The sequence below is a fragment of the Beijerinckia sp. 28-YEA-48 genome, from assembly GCF_900104955.1.
In the GTDB taxonomy this organism is placed as follows: Bacteria; Pseudomonadota; Alphaproteobacteria; order Rhizobiales; family Beijerinckiaceae; genus Terripilifer.
This window is the reverse complement of sequence record NZ_FNSI01000001.1, coordinates 3,318,086-3,332,497: the sequence shown is the minus strand read 5'-3', so window position 1 is coordinate 3,332,497 and position 14,412 is coordinate 3,318,086. Positions and strand designations below refer to the sequence as shown.

Annotated in this window: 14 protein-coding genes; 11 read left to right on the top strand and 3 right to left on the bottom strand. The window is 61.8% G+C overall.

All coding sequences use genetic code 11. The features are described 5' to 3' along the window. Positions 1–33: 33 nt before the first annotated feature. The 7 genes from BLW50_RS15815 (at position 34) to BLW50_RS15785 (ending at position 7,509) form a co-directional block, all read left to right on the top strand. Positions 34–1,365: an ABC transporter substrate-binding protein gene (locus BLW50_RS15815; RefSeq protein WP_090704265.1), complete on the top strand. Its 1,332-nt coding sequence runs from the start codon at positions 34–36 to the stop codon at positions 1,363–1,365. Between the two features lie 67 nt (positions 1,366–1,432). Next, positions 1,433–2,254, top strand: coding sequence for an ABC transporter ATP-binding protein (locus BLW50_RS15810; RefSeq protein ID WP_090704263.1), 822 nt, complete (start codon positions 1,433–1,435; stop codon positions 2,252–2,254). A gap of 133 nt (positions 2,255–2,387) precedes the next feature. Then, the gene (locus BLW50_RS15805) at positions 2,388–3,572 is read left to right on the top strand and encodes a phenylacetate--CoA ligase family protein (RefSeq protein ID WP_244544268.1); all 1,185 of its coding nucleotides are present in this window, start codon (positions 2,388–2,390) and stop codon (positions 3,570–3,572) included. A gap of 51 nt (positions 3,573–3,623) precedes the next feature. After that, the gene (locus tag BLW50_RS15800) at positions 3,624–4,769 is read left to right on the top strand and encodes an acyl-CoA dehydrogenase family protein (protein ID WP_170850407.1); all 1,146 of its coding nucleotides are present in this window, start codon (positions 3,624–3,626) and stop codon (positions 4,767–4,769) included. Next, complete coding sequence (locus tag BLW50_RS15795; protein WP_090704257.1) at positions 4,766–5,812, top strand: enoyl-CoA hydratase/isomerase family protein; 1,047 nt, start codon at positions 4,766–4,768, stop codon at positions 5,810–5,812. The genes BLW50_RS15800 and BLW50_RS15795 overlap by 4 nt, the downstream gene beginning before the upstream one ends. Positions 5,813–5,827: 15 nt before the next feature. After that, positions 5,828–6,724 (top strand): 3-hydroxyisobutyrate dehydrogenase, encoded by an 897-nt coding sequence (gene mmsB / locus BLW50_RS15790; RefSeq protein ID WP_090704255.1) that lies wholly within the window; start codon positions 5,828–5,830, stop codon positions 6,722–6,724. A 2-nt stretch (positions 6,725–6,726) separates the two neighbouring features. After that, positions 6,727–7,509 carry an enoyl-CoA hydratase gene (locus BLW50_RS15785; RefSeq protein WP_090704253.1) on the top strand — a complete coding sequence of 261 codons (783 nt, stop codon included), beginning with the start codon at positions 6,727–6,729 and terminating at the stop codon, positions 7,507–7,509. Between the two features lie 6 nt (positions 7,510–7,515). Here the strand turns inward: BLW50_RS15785 and BLW50_RS15780 are convergent, their stop codons facing one another. Genes BLW50_RS15780 through BLW50_RS15770 form a run of 3 tightly spaced genes read right to left on the bottom strand, consistent with a single transcriptional unit; the run spans position 7,516 to position 10,223 of the window. Continuing rightward, positions 7,516–8,466, bottom strand: coding sequence for a PdxA family dehydrogenase (locus BLW50_RS15780; protein ID WP_090704251.1), 951 nt, complete (start codon positions 8,464–8,466; stop codon positions 7,516–7,518). Next, positions 8,463–8,942: an aromatic-ring-hydroxylating dioxygenase subunit beta gene (locus BLW50_RS15775; RefSeq protein ID WP_090704249.1), complete on the bottom strand. Its 480-nt coding sequence runs from the start codon at positions 8,940–8,942 to the stop codon at positions 8,463–8,465. The genes BLW50_RS15780 and BLW50_RS15775 overlap by 4 nt, the downstream gene beginning before the upstream one ends. Before the next feature lie 15 nt (positions 8,943–8,957). After that, a complete protein-coding gene (locus BLW50_RS15770) occupies positions 8,958–10,223 on the bottom strand; it encodes an aromatic ring-hydroxylating dioxygenase subunit alpha (protein ID WP_090704247.1) in 1,266 nt (421 codons plus the stop codon). Between the two features lie 173 nt (positions 10,224–10,396). Here BLW50_RS15770 and BLW50_RS15765 point away from each other — a divergent pair, with 173 nt between their 5' ends. The 4 genes from BLW50_RS15765 to BLW50_RS15750 are packed head-to-tail and all read left to right on the top strand — an operon-like array spanning position 10,397 to position 14,395. Next, entirely contained in the window at positions 10,397–11,599 is a 1,203-nt protein-coding gene (locus BLW50_RS15765; RefSeq protein ID WP_170850180.1) for a cupin domain-containing protein, read from the top strand. 11 nt (positions 11,600–11,610) lie between these two features. Next, the gene (locus tag BLW50_RS15760) at positions 11,611–12,594 is read left to right on the top strand and encodes a Bug family tripartite tricarboxylate transporter substrate binding protein (RefSeq protein WP_090704243.1); all 984 of its coding nucleotides are present in this window, start codon (positions 11,611–11,613) and stop codon (positions 12,592–12,594) included. After that, positions 12,595–13,578 (top strand): Bug family tripartite tricarboxylate transporter substrate binding protein, encoded by a 984-nt coding sequence (locus BLW50_RS15755; RefSeq protein WP_090704241.1) that lies wholly within the window; start codon positions 12,595–12,597, stop codon positions 13,576–13,578. Positions 13,579–13,609: 31 nt separating this feature from the next. Then, positions 13,610–14,395, top strand: a complete 786-nt coding sequence (locus BLW50_RS15750) for a fumarylacetoacetate hydrolase family protein (RefSeq protein WP_090704239.1) — start codon at positions 13,610–13,612, stop codon at positions 14,393–14,395. Positions 14,396–14,412: the final 17 nt, after the last annotated feature.

Sequence of the window (14,412 nt, the reverse complement as noted above, 5' to 3'; positions counted from 1 at the left end):
TCGACGCAAGGGTTGTAGCGAGGAGGGAATGCAATGAAGAAATCAGCATTGGCATTGGGTCTCGTGGGCGGTGTCCTGATGGGGGTGCCCGCATATGAACGGGCATCCGCGCAGGACTCGGTCTATGTGCCGCTGTTCACCTATCGCACCGGTCCCTTCGCCGGGTCCGGCACTCCCATTGCCGACGGCATGCGCGATTATCTGGAGATGTTGAACCAGCGCGACGGCGGCATTGGTGGCGTCAAAATTCTCATCGAGGAATGTGAAACCGGCTACGACACCAAAAAAGGTGTCGAATGCTACGAGGCGGTGAAGGACAAGAAGCCGGTGATGACGAACCCGTATTCGACGGGCATCACCCTGCAGCTCATCCCGCGCGCCTCGGTCGACAAGATCCCCATGCTGTCCATGGCCTATGGTCTGTCTGCTTCCGCTGACGGGTCGGTCTTTCCGTGGATCTTCAATCCGCCCGCCACCTATTGGGATGGCGCCTCGGTCATGGTGACCTATATGGCGCAGCAATTGGGCGGCTTCGACAAGCTGAAGGGCAAGAAGCTCGGCCTCATTCACCTCGACGCGCCCTTTGGCAAGGAACCGATCCCGCTGCTCGAAAACCTCGCCAAGGAATATGGCTTCGAACTGAAGCTCTATCCCATTGCCGCCGCCGACATGCAGAATCAAAGCGGCACCTGGTTGGCGATCCGCCGCGACCGGCCTGATTTCATCTACAATCAGGGCTTCGGCGCCATGAACCCGACGACGGTGAAGGAGGCAATCCGCAACAACTATCCCGTCGGCAAGATGGTCGGCGTGTGGTGGGCCGGTGGTGACGACGATGCCCGTGGCGGCGGCGCCGAAGCCAAGGGTTATAAGGCCCTGAGCTTCAATCAGACCGGCATCGACTATCCGATCATGCAGGACATCATCAAACATGTCTTCGACAAAAAGCTGTCGAAGGTGGAGAACCGCAATCGTATCGGTGAGGCTCTTTACAATCGTGGTGTCTATAACTCCGTGCTCATAGCCGAAGCGATCCGCACTGCTCAGCAAATTACGGGCAAGAAAGTGGTGGATGGCACCGATGTGCGCCGCGGCCTGGAAAGCCTCAACATCACCGAGGCTCGCCTGAAAGAGCTTGGCATGGAGGGCTTTGCCGCGCCTGTACGCGTCACCTGCGCCGATCACAACGGCCATAACAAGGCCTTTGTGGCAGAATGGGATGGCGCAAAATATGTGAAGGCGTCGGACTGGATATCACCGATCAAGGATAAAGTGCGCCCGCTGATCGAAAGCGCCGCGAAAGAATATGCCTCGAGCAATACAGGTTGGCCGAAGCGGGCGGAGACTTGCGACAGCCCGAGCTGACGGGAGTTTCCACGCCCTCCCGGCTTAGGCCGGGAGGGTCTTCGTATTTTCGCGGAGGGGTAAGCCCGTGACAGACGAGACCCAAACGGATGCCGTTCTGGCGGTGAACAATATCGAGGTCATCTACGACCACGTCATTCTCGTGCTGAAAGGGGTCTCTTTGGTCGTGCCGCGCGGTGGCATCGTCGCGCTGCTGGGCGCCAATGGCGCCGGCAAGACGACGACGCTCAAGGCCATCTCCAATCTGCTGCGCGCCGAACGCGGCGAAGTCACAAAAGGGTCAATAGAGTTCGACGGTGCGCGGGTCGATCGCCTGTCGGCCAGCGAACTGGTGCGGCGCGGCTGCATCCAGGTGATGGAAGGGCGGCATTGCTTTGGCCATCTCACTATTGAGGAAAATCTGCTTACCGGCGCTTTCACCCGCCGTGACGGCCGCGCGGCGATCGCCCGCGATCTTGAAGCAATTTACGAATATTTTCCGCGTCTCCGGCAGCGCCGCACCTCCATGGCTGGCTATACGTCGGGCGGTGAACAGCAGATGTGCGCCATCGGCCGCGCGATGATGTCGCGACCGAAGATGATCCTGCTTGATGAGCCGTCCATGGGCCTGGCGCCGCAGATCGTCGAGGAGATCTTTGAAATTGTAAAAAGTCTCAATTCCAAGGAAGGCGTCTCGTTTCTTCTGGCGGAACAGAACACCAGTATCGCACTACGCTATGCCAGCTGGGGCTATATTCTTGAAAATGGCCGCGTTGTTCTTGACGGCGATGCGCAACATCTGCGTGACAATGAAGATGTCAAGGAATTCTATCTCGGAATCTCCGGCGCCGGGCGCAAGAGTTTCCGAGACGTCAAGCATTACAAACGCCGTAAACGCTGGCTTGCATGATACAGCATGCGGTGGAAGACTTGCACCTCCATTTACTTTCGTCTTAATGGCTCACGTTTTGAGTTGACGGGTTGGGATTATGAATTTCGATCGATTTGAAGTACGGGCACCTGAAGTGCGCGAGAGGGCGTTGATGCGTGATTTCCGCGCTGTCATGACCCATGCGCGGACCAGCGCGTCTGGCCTGCGGGCGCAGCTCAAGGGCGTCACGCTCGAAAAGATCAAGACCCGAGATGACCTCGCCGCCATTCCGGTGCTGCGCAAGTCGAGCCTCATTGAATTGCAGGGGGACGATCCGCCGTTCGGTGGTCTGTCGGTGACGAAGGCGGCGGGTTTCGAACGGCTTTTCGTATCGCCCGGGCCGATCTTCGAGCCCCAGGGCACTGGCAAGGATTGGTGGGGCGGCGCGCGGGCGCTTTTTGCCGCCGGCGTCAAGAAGGGCGACATCGTCCTCAACTGCTTCTCCTATCATCTCACCCCCGGCGGTCACATGATGGAGAGCGCCGCGCGGGCGCTCGGCTGCGCGGTCATTCCGGCCGGGCCCAGCAATACGGAAATGGTGGTGGCCGCTGTCGCGCATTATCGGCCACGTGCCTATTGCGGCACGCCGGACTATTTGAAAATCCTGCTCGACAAGGGCACCGAGATGAAGCGCGACATGTCGTCGGTTCAGCGCGGCCTCGTCTCAGGCGCGGCGCTGCCGCCCTCCTTGCGCGAAGAGCTGGTCAAGCGCGGCATCAATGTGCGCCAATGCTATGCCACCGCGGATCTCGGTATCGTCGCCTTCGAAACCAGCGCCGGCAAGGGCCGCATCATCGAAGGAATGATGGTCAACGAAGGGATCATCGTCGAAATCGTCAAGCCCGGCACGGGTGAGCCGGTCGCGGAAGGCGAAGTCGGCGAAGTGGTGGTGACACGCCTTTGCCGGGATTATCCGCTGTTGCGCTTTGCCACCGGCGATCTGTCCGCGTTTCTGTCTGGCAAGTCGCCTTGCGGGCGCACCAACATGCGCATCCGTGGCTGGCTCGGCCGCGCCGATCAGACGACCAAGATCAAGGGCATGTTCGTGCATCCCTCGCAGATCGCTGAAATCGGCCGTCGCTTTCCCCAGCTCGGCCGTCTGCGCCTGGTGGTCCAGCGCAGCAACGAGCAGGATACCATGCAGTTGCACGCCGAGACTGATAGCGACGACGCGGCGGAAGGGATCGTTTCCGCTTTGGCGGAAGTGACAAAGCTGCGCGGCACGGTCAAACTGGTGAAACGCGGCCAATTGCCGAACGACGGAAAGGTCATCGCCGACGAGCGGCCGGCGCCCTGATCGAAAAGGCATCGCATGGATGACAAGCCGCATGCAGGCGAGGGGCCGACAGTGCAATTCGCGCTCGACGAACAGCAAACCGCGATCCGCGATATGGCGCTGGCTTTTGCGCGGGATGAAATCGCGCCCCATGCCCTACGCTGGGACGAAGAGAAGCATTTCCCCGTCGAAGTCTTCCGCGCGGCCGCTGGCCTCGGCATGGCTTCGATTTATGTTCGCGCCGATCATGGCGGTAGCGGCCTGTCGCGGCTCGACGCGGCATTGATCTTTGAAGCCCTGGCGAGAGGCTGCCCGTCCACGGCCGCCTATCTGTCGATCCATAATATGGTCGCCGGCATGGTCGACCGCTTCGGCGATGAGGCCCAGCGGCAACAATGGCTACCGCCGTTGCTCGATGCCAGGATGCTGTCGAGCTATTGCCTGACGGAGCCGTCCTGCGGTTCGGACGCGGCGGCGTTGCGCACCAGCGCCCGCAAGGACGGCGGTGATTTCGTTCTCAACGGCGTCAAGCAATTCATCTCCGGCGCCGGCGCGACGGATCTCTATCTGGTGATGGCGCGCACCGGCGGCGCCGGGCCGAACGGCATCTCCTGTTTCATCGTCGAGAAAGGCGCCAAGGGCCTGTCGTTTGGCGCCAACGAAAGGAAAATGGGCTGGCACACGCAGCCGACCCGTCAGGTGATCCTTGAAGACGTCAGGGTGCCGTCGTCGCAATTGTTGGGGCAGGAGGGCATGGGCTTCCGTATCGCCATGGGTGGCCTTGACGGTGGCCGCCTCAATATTGGCGCCTGTTCCATTGGCGGCGGGCAGGGCGCGCTCGATAAAGCCTGCGCCTATGTCAAGGAACGCCAGGCTTTCGGCAAGCGCCTGGAGGAATTCCAAGCGCTGCAGTTCCGCCTCGCCGATATGGAGATCGATCTGGAAGCGGCCCGCACCCTGTTGTGGCGTGCCGCTGCGGCCTTGGATGCGGGCGATCCGCAGGCGACCAGGCTTTGCGCCAGCGCCAAGAAGTTCGCCACCGATACCGGATTCAACGTCGCCAATGATGCGCTGCAATTGCATGGCGGCTATGGCTATCTGGCCGATTACGGCATCGAGAAAATCGTGCGAGATCTGCGCGTCCATCAAATTCTCGAAGGAACGAACGAAATCATGCGGCTGATCGTATCGCGCGCGCTCCTCGGGCGGGGCCAATGAACGATATTGTGGTGGCGCGGCAGGGGAATATTGGTCGCCTGACACTCAACCGGCCCAAGGCGCTGAATGCACTTAGCCGCGACATGGTCCGCGTCATGGGTGATGCACTTGAAACGTGGCGGAATGATCCGGCTGTTGTCGCTGTGCTGGTCGATGGTGCGGGCGAGCGTGGCCTGTGCGCTGGCGGCGATATCCGCCTCATCTATGACGAGGCGCGGGCTGGCCGCTATATCGCCGATGATTTCTGGCGCGAGGAATATATCGTCAACGCGGCCATCAGCGCTTTTCCGAAGCCCTATATCGCGTTGATGGACGGCATCGTCATGGGTGGCGGCGTCGGCATTTCCGCCCACGGTTCCCATCGCATCGTCACCGACCGCACGCGCCTGGCGATGCCGGAAGTGGCGATTGGCTTTTCGCCTGATGTGGGGGGCTCCTATCTGCTCGCCCGCGCGCCTGGCGAACTCGGCACCTGGGCCGGGCTCACTGCCATTCCGATGTCGGGCGCCGACGCGCTCGTCTGCGGCATGGCCGATTATTATTGCCCCAGCGCTGCGCTGCCCGGGTTGATCGAAGCCTTGGCGCAGGTGAAAAATGCGGCAGAGGTCGAGGCGGCCATCCGTTCGGTTGCGACCGAGCCGCCGGTGAGTGCGTTGGCGACGCATCGTGCGGCTATCGATGCCGGCTTCTCGAAGAAGACGATTGAAGAGATTCTTGTGGCGCTTGATGGTGCCGGCAATGACTTCTTAGCGGAAGCTGCGAACCGCATGCGTCGCCATTCGCCCACTTCGCTGAAAGTGACCCTGCGCGCTTTGCGCGAAGCGCGGGCCGCCAACGATCTCAAGGCAAGCCTGCGCATGGAATATCGCATCGCCACCGCCTGCATCCGCCGTCATGATATGATCGAGGGCATTCGCGCTGTGGTTGTCGATAAAGATCAGAAGCCCAGTTGGCAGCCCGATACGCTGGCGGGCGTGAGCGCCGCTGACGTCGCCGCTTTCTTCGCCCCGCCCGTGGCGGGTGACATGGTTTTCAATTCATAAGATCCGGAGGGTCGGATGGCGACGATCGGTTTCATTGGTTTGGGCAACATGGGCGCGCCCATGCTCGCCAATCTGGTCAAGGCAGGCCATACGATGGCGGCCTTTGATCTTTCGGAGACCGCGCAGAAAGCTGGCGCGACCGCCGGCGGCCGCATTGTCAAAAGTGCCGGCGACTTGGCCGCTGGCGCCGATGTGATCATCACCATGCTGCCGGCGGGCAAGCATGTGCTGTCTGTCTACAATGATCCGCAGGGACCGCTGGCGAAGGCCAAGAGCGGCACCCTTTTTGTCGATTGCTCGACCATCGACGTCACCAGCTCGCGCGCCGCGCATGCGATCGCGCAGAAGGCCGGCATGCTGTCGCTCGATGCGCCGGTGTCGGGCGGCGTCGGCGGGGCGACGGCCGGCACACTGACCTTCATGGTCGGTGGATCGGATAAGGCCTTTGCCGCCGGCGAGCCCGTGCTCGCCCATATGGGTAAGAAGATCGTTCACTGCGGCGGCGATGGCGCCGGCCAGGCAGCGAAAATCTGCAACAATATGGTGCTCGGCATTTCGATGATCGCCGTCGGCGAGGCCTTCGTTCTGGCCGAAAAGCTCGGCCTGTCGCATCAGGCCTTGTTCGATGTGGTCTCGACCGCATCCGGCCAGTGCTGGTCGATGAACAACTATTGCCCGGTGCCGGGGCCGGTGCCGACGAGCCCGGCCAACAACGGCTATAAGCCGGGCTTCGCCGCCGAACTGATGCTCAAGGATCTGTCGCTCGCCATGGAGGCGGCGCGCGCCGCCCATGCTGATTGCGCGCTTGGCGCCCACGCCAAGGACATTTACGACACGTTCAACGCCGCCGGTCACGCCGGCGAGGATTTCTCGGCCATCATTAACGCCATTCGCGCCCGTTCCGGAGACTAGCCATGTCGACCAAGACCTATGAAACCATTCTCGTCGAGCGCCGCGAGCGCGTCGGCCTCATCACGCTCAACCGGCCTGATGCGCTGAATGCCCTGAACCGGCAGATCATGCTCGACGTCACCGATGCGGTCGCCTCCTTCGAGGTCGACGACAGCATCGGCGCCATGGTCATCACCGGATCGGCCAAGGCTTTCGCCGCCGGCGCCGACATCAAGGAAATGCAGGTGCTCGGCTTCATGGATATGTTCAAGACCGACAAATTCGGTCCTTGGGACATTCTGGTGCGGGCGCGCAAGCCTGTCATCGCCGCTGTTGCCGGCTTCGCGCTCGGCGGCGGCTGTGAGCTGGCGATGATGTGCGATTTCATTCTCGCTGCCGACACGGCGAAATTCGGCCAGCCGGAGATCAAGCTCGGTGTCATCCCCGGCATGGGGGGGACGCAACGTTTCACCCGCGCCGTCGGCAAGGCCAAGGCGATGGAAATGTGCCTCACCGGCCGCATGATGGATGCGGCCGAAGCGGAGCGCGCCGGTCTCGTCGCCCGCGTTGTCCCGGCCGACAAATTGCTCGATGACGCCATCGCCACGGCGCAGACCATCGCCTCCATGTCCATGCCGGTGGCGATGATGGTCAAGGAATGCGTCAACGTCGCGCAGGACATGTCTCTGTCGGATGGATTGCGCTTCGAAAAGCGCACTTTCCACGCAACCTTCTCTCTGGCCGATCAGAAGGAGGGCATGACGGCCTTCGTCGAGAAGCGGAAGCCCAACTTCAAGAACGCTTGAGCAGCGTCAGGCGACACCACTGATCAAATCGATCGCACGCAGCACGCCTTCGGGATCGGCAATGCCTTTGCCGGCAATGTCGAAGGCGCTGCCATGGCCGGTGCTGGAGAAAAGCGCCTTGCCACCGATCGACAGGGCCGAGGCGTGGCGCCCGGCCAGCAGCTTCACCGGCACGTGGCCCTGGTCGTGATACATGGCGACGAAACAGTCGATGTCCTTGCGGCCGAGCATCAGATCGGCGCCGACAGGGCCTTCGACTTGAATGCCAGCCGCCAGCAGTTTTGCGACGGCAGGCTTGGTGATCCGTTCGTCGTCGTCGCCAAATAGCCCGTCCTCGCCGGCGTGGGGATTGATACCGAAAACGCCGATGCGCGGCTTGGCGATACCGAGATGGCGCAGCGCGGCATCAGCGGTGGTCGCGGCGGCTTCAACCAGTTCGGGCGTGAGCCGGGCCAGGGATTTCGACAGCTGCTCGTGCAAGGTGGCATGGACGATGCGTAGGCCACCACCGATCAGCATCAGGAACACTTGGTCTTCTGGCAGATCGGATAATTCGGCGATCAGGCCGGGATAGCCAGAGAAGGCAATGCCAGCGGCATTGATGGCGGTCTCATTGTGCGGACAGCCGATAATGCCGCGTGCGCGCCCGGCGCCGACCGCATCCATGGCGGCGCGTAGATAAGCGACGGTGGCGCGTCCAGCCTCGGGATCGACGCGGCCGGGCGCGAAATGCCGATGCGGCAGGGCATCGACATCAAGCACTGATAGGGCATCAACAATTGATTGCGCCGGAGCGACAAGTCGAACGTAATGCTCCACGACATAACGATCGCCGACCAAGATGAGCGGTATTCCACCCGTTTCTATGGAATGAATGGCGGCCTTGACGGCAATCTCCGGGCCGATGCCGTTGGGATCGCCGAGCGTTACGGCGATGGGGAGCGCGGCGCCGCTCACAGCGGGATCGCCAGCAAGGTGTCGAAGCGCGAGCTGTCGCAGACGACGACGCGCTCGACCAGTTTCGGCGCTTCACCGCCGGTGCTCCAGACATCGAGATAGCGGCCCGTGGCGTAAAGGTCTGTCGTCCCGTCCTGCATGATGCGCGCCACCATGAACGATGTTTCCGTGCGCACGCCCTGCAATTCAGCCCCGAGAATGGAGGGCATGCCGAGGAGATGGCGGTAGGACTGCCGTTCGTAAATATTGGCTTCGCGCAGGGCGGTGATCCGGTCGATCAGCATGTCGCGCGAATTGGCGAAGACGACCGAGGCTTCATAGCCGTCGCGATGGCTCGCGGCCGATGTGATGCGATAGAGACAATCCTTCTCGAAGAAGGCGGGCCATTCCTCAAGCCTGTCGTCGTCGATACAACGCGCATAGTCCGATTGAACCCGCGCGATGGCGAAGAAAATATCATTGTTGATACTGGACATGACTGCCTGTGAATCTCAGATGCCGGTATGGGCGCGCCACGCCTTCCAGAAGCCACGGATCGAGGCTTCTGTGACACGGCTCTCGCTGCTTTCAACCGTTGAACCGCCCATCTGTAGGATCGCCTGTTCGTTCGGCGCCGCTCGGACACCGCGTTGCACGAAGCCGCCGACGCAGCCGTCTTCCATCGAGATGAAGCCGGCAGGCCCGACGAGATTGGCCTGTTTCAGGCGCGTCAATCGCTGTTCCGGCGTGTCGGTCTCGAAGCCGAGCAGGGTCCAATGCAAGTCGGTGCGATCAGGCCCGCGGGGCACCACCTGCCGGATGGCGATGCAATTCTGAATCTGTTGCAGCACGAAGGTTGGGAACACCGAGAGGATTTGTAGAGTGACGTCGTCGCCGAGTTCGTTGAATCCTTGCAGCAAAGAGGGATCGGCGAGCTTGTACTGGCTGTCGGAGCGGATCTTTTGCTGCGCATATTCGCCGCCCGCCGTGTTCGCCTTCCGGTCAACGGCCGAATAGCTGATGTGATGGCCGCCGGTCTCATCGACGACGATGGCGCCTTTCTGCGACAGGCGGTTCAGTTCGAACGTCGTGAAGAACAGATGCAGGATACTAGCGTGGTAGGAATCCTTGACGTTCTCGATATAGAGCTTCCAATTGTTGGGCAGCACCTGGGTGTAGCGTCCAAGAACCACCGGCTTGCGGCCGGCCAGCACGCGGCCAATCTTCGGCTCGATCTCCGGTCCGAGCCAGCTTTTGAAATCCGGCGCATCGGCGCTGAACGATCCAAAGACGAGCCCGTGCAGCGTCGTCACCGTCAGGCGGCGCGGCCCATGTTCTGAAATCTTGAAGTCAGGCGGCATGCCGCCCTTACCCTTCACGCCCTTCTGAAAGGCGACGCCGGTGAGCTTGCCGGTGAGGTCATAGGTCCAGGCGTGGTAGACGCAGGCGAAGTCCCGTTTGCCCTTGCCCTTGGCGTCGAGGCAGATCAGTGCGCCGCGATGGGCGCAGCGATTTTCGAACGCATGGATGGCGCCTTCGCCATCGCGCGTCACGACAACCGGCGCATCGCCAACGAAGGTGGTGAAGAAATCGCCGCCCTCGGCAATGTCTGCTTCAAGGCAGAGATAGTGCCAGACCGGTCCTTGGAAGATCGCTTCCTGTTCGCGCGCATAGACATCGTCGCGCTGGAACACCCAATAGGGGACACGGGTAAAACCGTCTCCGGACCAGTTGGGCATTCCCTCCACGGAGCGTTCAATTTCGGCCTGTTGGCTCATTGTTTTTCCTTGCGATGGGCTTCTCCACGCAGCCGCATATAAGCGCCAGCCCTCCGGTCAAGTCAATGTTGGGACGGTCACCAGGCAACTGTGTTGACAAGGCCGAAACCCTGACTTCAAGTCTGCTGCGAACCGGCCTGCTGAAGACTGGATACAAATGGGAGGATGCGTCCATGACCCAACCACAGCCACCGCGCGGTGTGCCCACCGATGCGCGTGCCGCCATGGAGGCGCTCAATGCGGAGGCGGGCAAACTCAACATCTGGTTGCGCACCCAGGCCAATGCACCGGCGCAACGGCCGTGGTTCAAGGAAACCGGCCTCGTTCCCGCCGGCAAACTGGCGCAAGGACGTGTCGCCGCCGCGCAGATGAAGGCGCTGCCGCATCTGTGGAAGTGGCGCGAGATTTCGCCTTACCTCGATCGCATCGCCGATGTGGCGCGCAACGCCAATATCTCGCCAATCGAATTCGCCGATCGGCAACAGTTCCTCTTGACCAATCCGGGCCTCGCGGGCCGCTTGCAGGTGACGGCCACCTTGCGTTGCGCCGTCTCCATCTACAATTCCGGCGATCTGGCCCCGGCCCACATGCATTCGCCCAATGCCAGCCGCACCATTCTGTCGCGCAAGGGCGGCTATACGACGGTGGAGGGCGAGCGTTGCGCGGCCGAGCGCGGCGACATCATCCTCACGCCCAACGGCACCTGGCACGATCACGGCAATGATTCCAATGAGCCTGTCACCTGGATCGACACGCTCGATTGGCCGGTGCTTGAATTTCTCGATCTCATCTGGCTCGATGAGGATATGCCGGATGCACCGGCCAATGCGCGGGTGCAAAAGCAAAGCCTGCCGCCAAGTTATTCGCAGCGGCTCTATGGCCAGGGCGGATTGGTGCCGCGTTTCGCCACCGCCGCGCGTGGCATTGGCCATGACACCAGCCCGCATATTCACTATCGCGGCAAGGATATCGTCGCGGCGCTCTCGGCGCTGCGCGGCGAAGCGGGCGATCCGTTCGAGGGGATCCTCCTCGACATCGTCAACCCGGTGAATGGCGCTTCGCTGTTTCCAACGGTCGGCTATGGCGCGCAATTACTGCGTGCCGGCGAGGAAACGCGCTTCAAGCGCGAAACGGCGAGCACGGCCTATGTGGTGATGCAGGGGCGTGGGCAGACGGAAATTGCTGGTACCACCTATGATTGGGAAGAGAACGACATTTTCGTCGTGCCGAACTTCCTCTGGCGGCGTCATGTCAACACAGGGACCCAGGATGCGGTGCTCTACTCCATGTCAGACGCACCACTGATCCAGAAGATCGGCCAATATCGCGCCCAGGGCAAAAATGAGAAGAACGAGACGATACAGATCGTCGCTTGAGGGAGGAAATCATGGATCGTCGTCGCTTTAATTCGGCCTTACTGGCTTCGGGCGCCGCCGCGCTGGCGCCAAAGGCTCTGGCACAAAGCGCCGCTAATTGGCCGACCCAGAGCGTGCGCATCATCGTGCCGTTTCCCGCCGGCGGCACGGCCGATGCGCTGCCACGCTTGATCGCCGACGTACTTACCCAGGTCTGGAAACAACCGGTCGTCATCGAGAACCGCACTGGGGCGGCTGGCAATGTCGGCGCCGAGGCCGTGGCCTTCGCCGCGCCTGATGGTTATACCTTGCTCGCCGCACCGCCGCCGCCGATCGCCATCAATCAAAATCTCTATCCCAAGCTCGCCTATGATGCGACCAAGTTCAAACCGATCACGATCATCGGCTCGGCCACCAATGTGGTCGATGTCAGCAACAAGCTTGGCGTCTCGACCATCGCCGAACTGATCGCCAAGGCGAAGGCCAATCCAGGCAAGATCAATTGCGCCAATCAGGGCAATGGCAGCACGTCGCATCTGACTGCGGCGCTGTTTGAGAGCATGGCCGGCGTCAAGTTCAACCACGTGCCCTATCGCGGCACCGCCCCGGCGTTGAACGATCTCGTCGCCGGCCATGTCGACGTCTTTTTCGACAATATTTCGCAATCGCTGCCGCAGCATCGCGGCGGCATGCTGAAGATCATCGGCGTCTGCTCGCTCGAGCGCTCGCCCGACCTGCCGGATGTGCCGACGGTGTCGGAATCCGGCCTGAAAGGCTTTTCGGCCATCGCCTGGTTTGCCTTGGTGGCTCCGCCGGGCACGCCCGATGCGATCATCGACAAGATCAACAAAGATGCGGTAGCAGTCATCCGCTCGCCGGACGTCACCAAGAAGTTCCTCGACCAGGCGGCGCAGCCTATCGGCAATACGCCGCAGGAGGCGGCGGCCTTCATCGCCAGCGAGGAAAAGCTCTGGGCCGGGGTGATCAAACAGGCCGGTGTCAAACTGGGGGATTGAGTGACGGTATTTTCCATCAGCCGGCGGGGCTTTCTGGCCGGTACGTCTGCGGCGGCTTTCGCACCCGCGATGGCGCAGGCGCGATTTCCCGATCGACAGGTTACGGTGGTCGTGCCCTATCCGGCGGGCGGTTCGGTCGATCTCGCCGCCCGTGCCCTTGGCGAGCAGATGACGCAATCCCTGGGGCAGTCGATCATCGTCGAGAACCGTGGCGGCGGCGGGGGCGCTATCGGCGCGCTGGCCGTGGCCCAGGCTGAGCCCGATGGCTATCGCATCGTCCTCGGTACTCAGCAGACCCATGGCACCAATGACGCGCTGATTCCCAATCTGGCCTACAAGACCATAGAGAGCTTCGCGCCGATCTGCGGCATCTGCACCGCGCCTCACGCCCTTGTGGTCAGGCGCGAGCTGAAGGTCCAGACGGCGCAGCAGCTGGTCGATCTGCTGCGCGCCGAGCCCGGTAAATTGAATTACGGCTCCACCGGCAACGGCTCGTCGTCGCATCTCGCCGCCGAACTGTTCAAGCTGAAGACGGGCACCAAGGCGGTGCATGTGCCCTATCGCGGTGGCGCGCCGCTGGTGCAAGATCTGGTCAGCGGTATCGTCGATTTCGGCTTTGTCGCGGTTGCCAATATTCTTGGCCAGGTCGAAGGCGGCCTTGTGCGGGCCATCGCCATTGCCTCGTCTGCGCGCATGCCGCAACTGCCAAACATTCCGACGCTGGCGGAAGCCGGTGTGGCGGATGTGGATGCCGATGCCTGGTTCGCCTATTTCGCACCGGCGCGCACGCCGCCCGATCGGATCGCGCTGCTGGCGGCGAGCATCGAGAAGGCGCTGTCGGCGCCATCGGTGCAGGAGACCTTTAAGCGAAACGCGGTCCTCACCCATTGGCGCCCGCCCGCCGCCATGCCGGCATTCGTTGCCGCCGAAGTGGCGAAATGGGCCGACGTCGTCCGCGCTTCCGGCGCGCGAGCTGATCCGTGATCGGCCAATTGGAACAATAAAGGAGGCCGATGTGCGTTGGATCAGAGCGTCGCGAGACGGCAATGTATTCTATGGAATTCTCGAAGGCGATCGGATCGTCGAGGTCGACGGGACGCCTTTCGGCGACCACGCGCGCACGTCGCGCCGGCACGATCTTGCCGCCGTGAAAATCGAAGTGCCGGTCATCCCGCCGACGTTCTATGCCGTCGGCTTCAACTACACCGAGCACATTCAGAAGGTGGCGGCCCGCACCGGCCAGTCTCCGAGCTTGCCGACCCAGCCCGATGTTGGCCAGAGAACCAACAATGGCCTGATCGCCCATGGCGAGGCCGTGATCATCCCCCATGATGCGACCGACGCCGTGCAATATGAAGGTGAGCTGGTCGTCGTCATCGGCAAGAAGGCCAAACATCTGTCGGAAGCAGACGCGCTGTCCTGCGTGCTGGGCTATACGATCGGCAATGACGTGAGCGAGCGCAGCTGGCAGAAGTCAGACCGCACGCTGTGGCGCGCCAAAGGCCCCGACACGTGGAAGCCGATGGGCCCGTGGATCGAGACCGACGTCGATCTCGATGGCCTGGAAACCATCGTCAAGGTCAATGGCGCGGAGACGACGCGCTTTCGCACCAACGCCATGCTGTTTGGCGTCGCCCGCTATATCAGCACCATCACGCGCTATATCACGCTCTATCCTGGCGACATGATCTGGATGGGTACCGACGGCACCTCGCCCAATCTCAAGGCTGGCGACGTTGTGGATATCGAAATCACCGGCATCGGCCGTCTCGTCAATCCGTTTGTCGCCGAAACTCGCTGACCTATTGATGGTCCTCT

Excerpts from the sequence above, each read along its gene's own strand:
- BLW50_RS15785 (WP_090704253.1), top strand. The coding sequence starts at position 6,727 with ATGTCGACCAAGACCTATGAAACCATTCTCGTCGAGCGCCGCGAGCGC.
- BLW50_RS15795 (WP_090704257.1), top strand. The coding sequence starts at position 4,766 with ATGAACGATATTGTGGTGGCGCGGCAGGGGAATATTGGTCGCCTGACA.
- BLW50_RS15775 (WP_090704249.1), bottom strand. The coding sequence starts at position 8,942 with ATGTCCAGTATCAACAATGATATTTTCTTCGCCATCGCGCGGGTTCAA.
- mmsB (WP_090704255.1), top strand. The coding sequence starts at position 5,828 with ATGGCGACGATCGGTTTCATTGGTTTGGGCAACATGGGCGCGCCCATG.
- BLW50_RS15805 (WP_244544268.1), top strand. The coding sequence starts at position 2,388 with ATGCGTGATTTCCGCGCTGTCATGACCCATGCGCGGACCAGCGCGTCT.
- BLW50_RS15765 (WP_170850180.1), top strand. The coding sequence starts at position 10,397 with ATGACCCAACCACAGCCACCGCGCGGTGTGCCCACCGATGCGCGTGCC.
- BLW50_RS15760 (WP_090704243.1), top strand. The coding sequence starts at position 11,611 with ATGGATCGTCGTCGCTTTAATTCGGCCTTACTGGCTTCGGGCGCCGCC.
- BLW50_RS15770 (WP_090704247.1), bottom strand. The coding sequence starts at position 10,223 with ATGAGCCAACAGGCCGAAATTGAACGCTCCGTGGAGGGAATGCCCAAC.
- BLW50_RS15815 (WP_090704265.1), top strand. The coding sequence starts at position 34 with ATGAAGAAATCAGCATTGGCATTGGGTCTCGTGGGCGGTGTCCTGATG.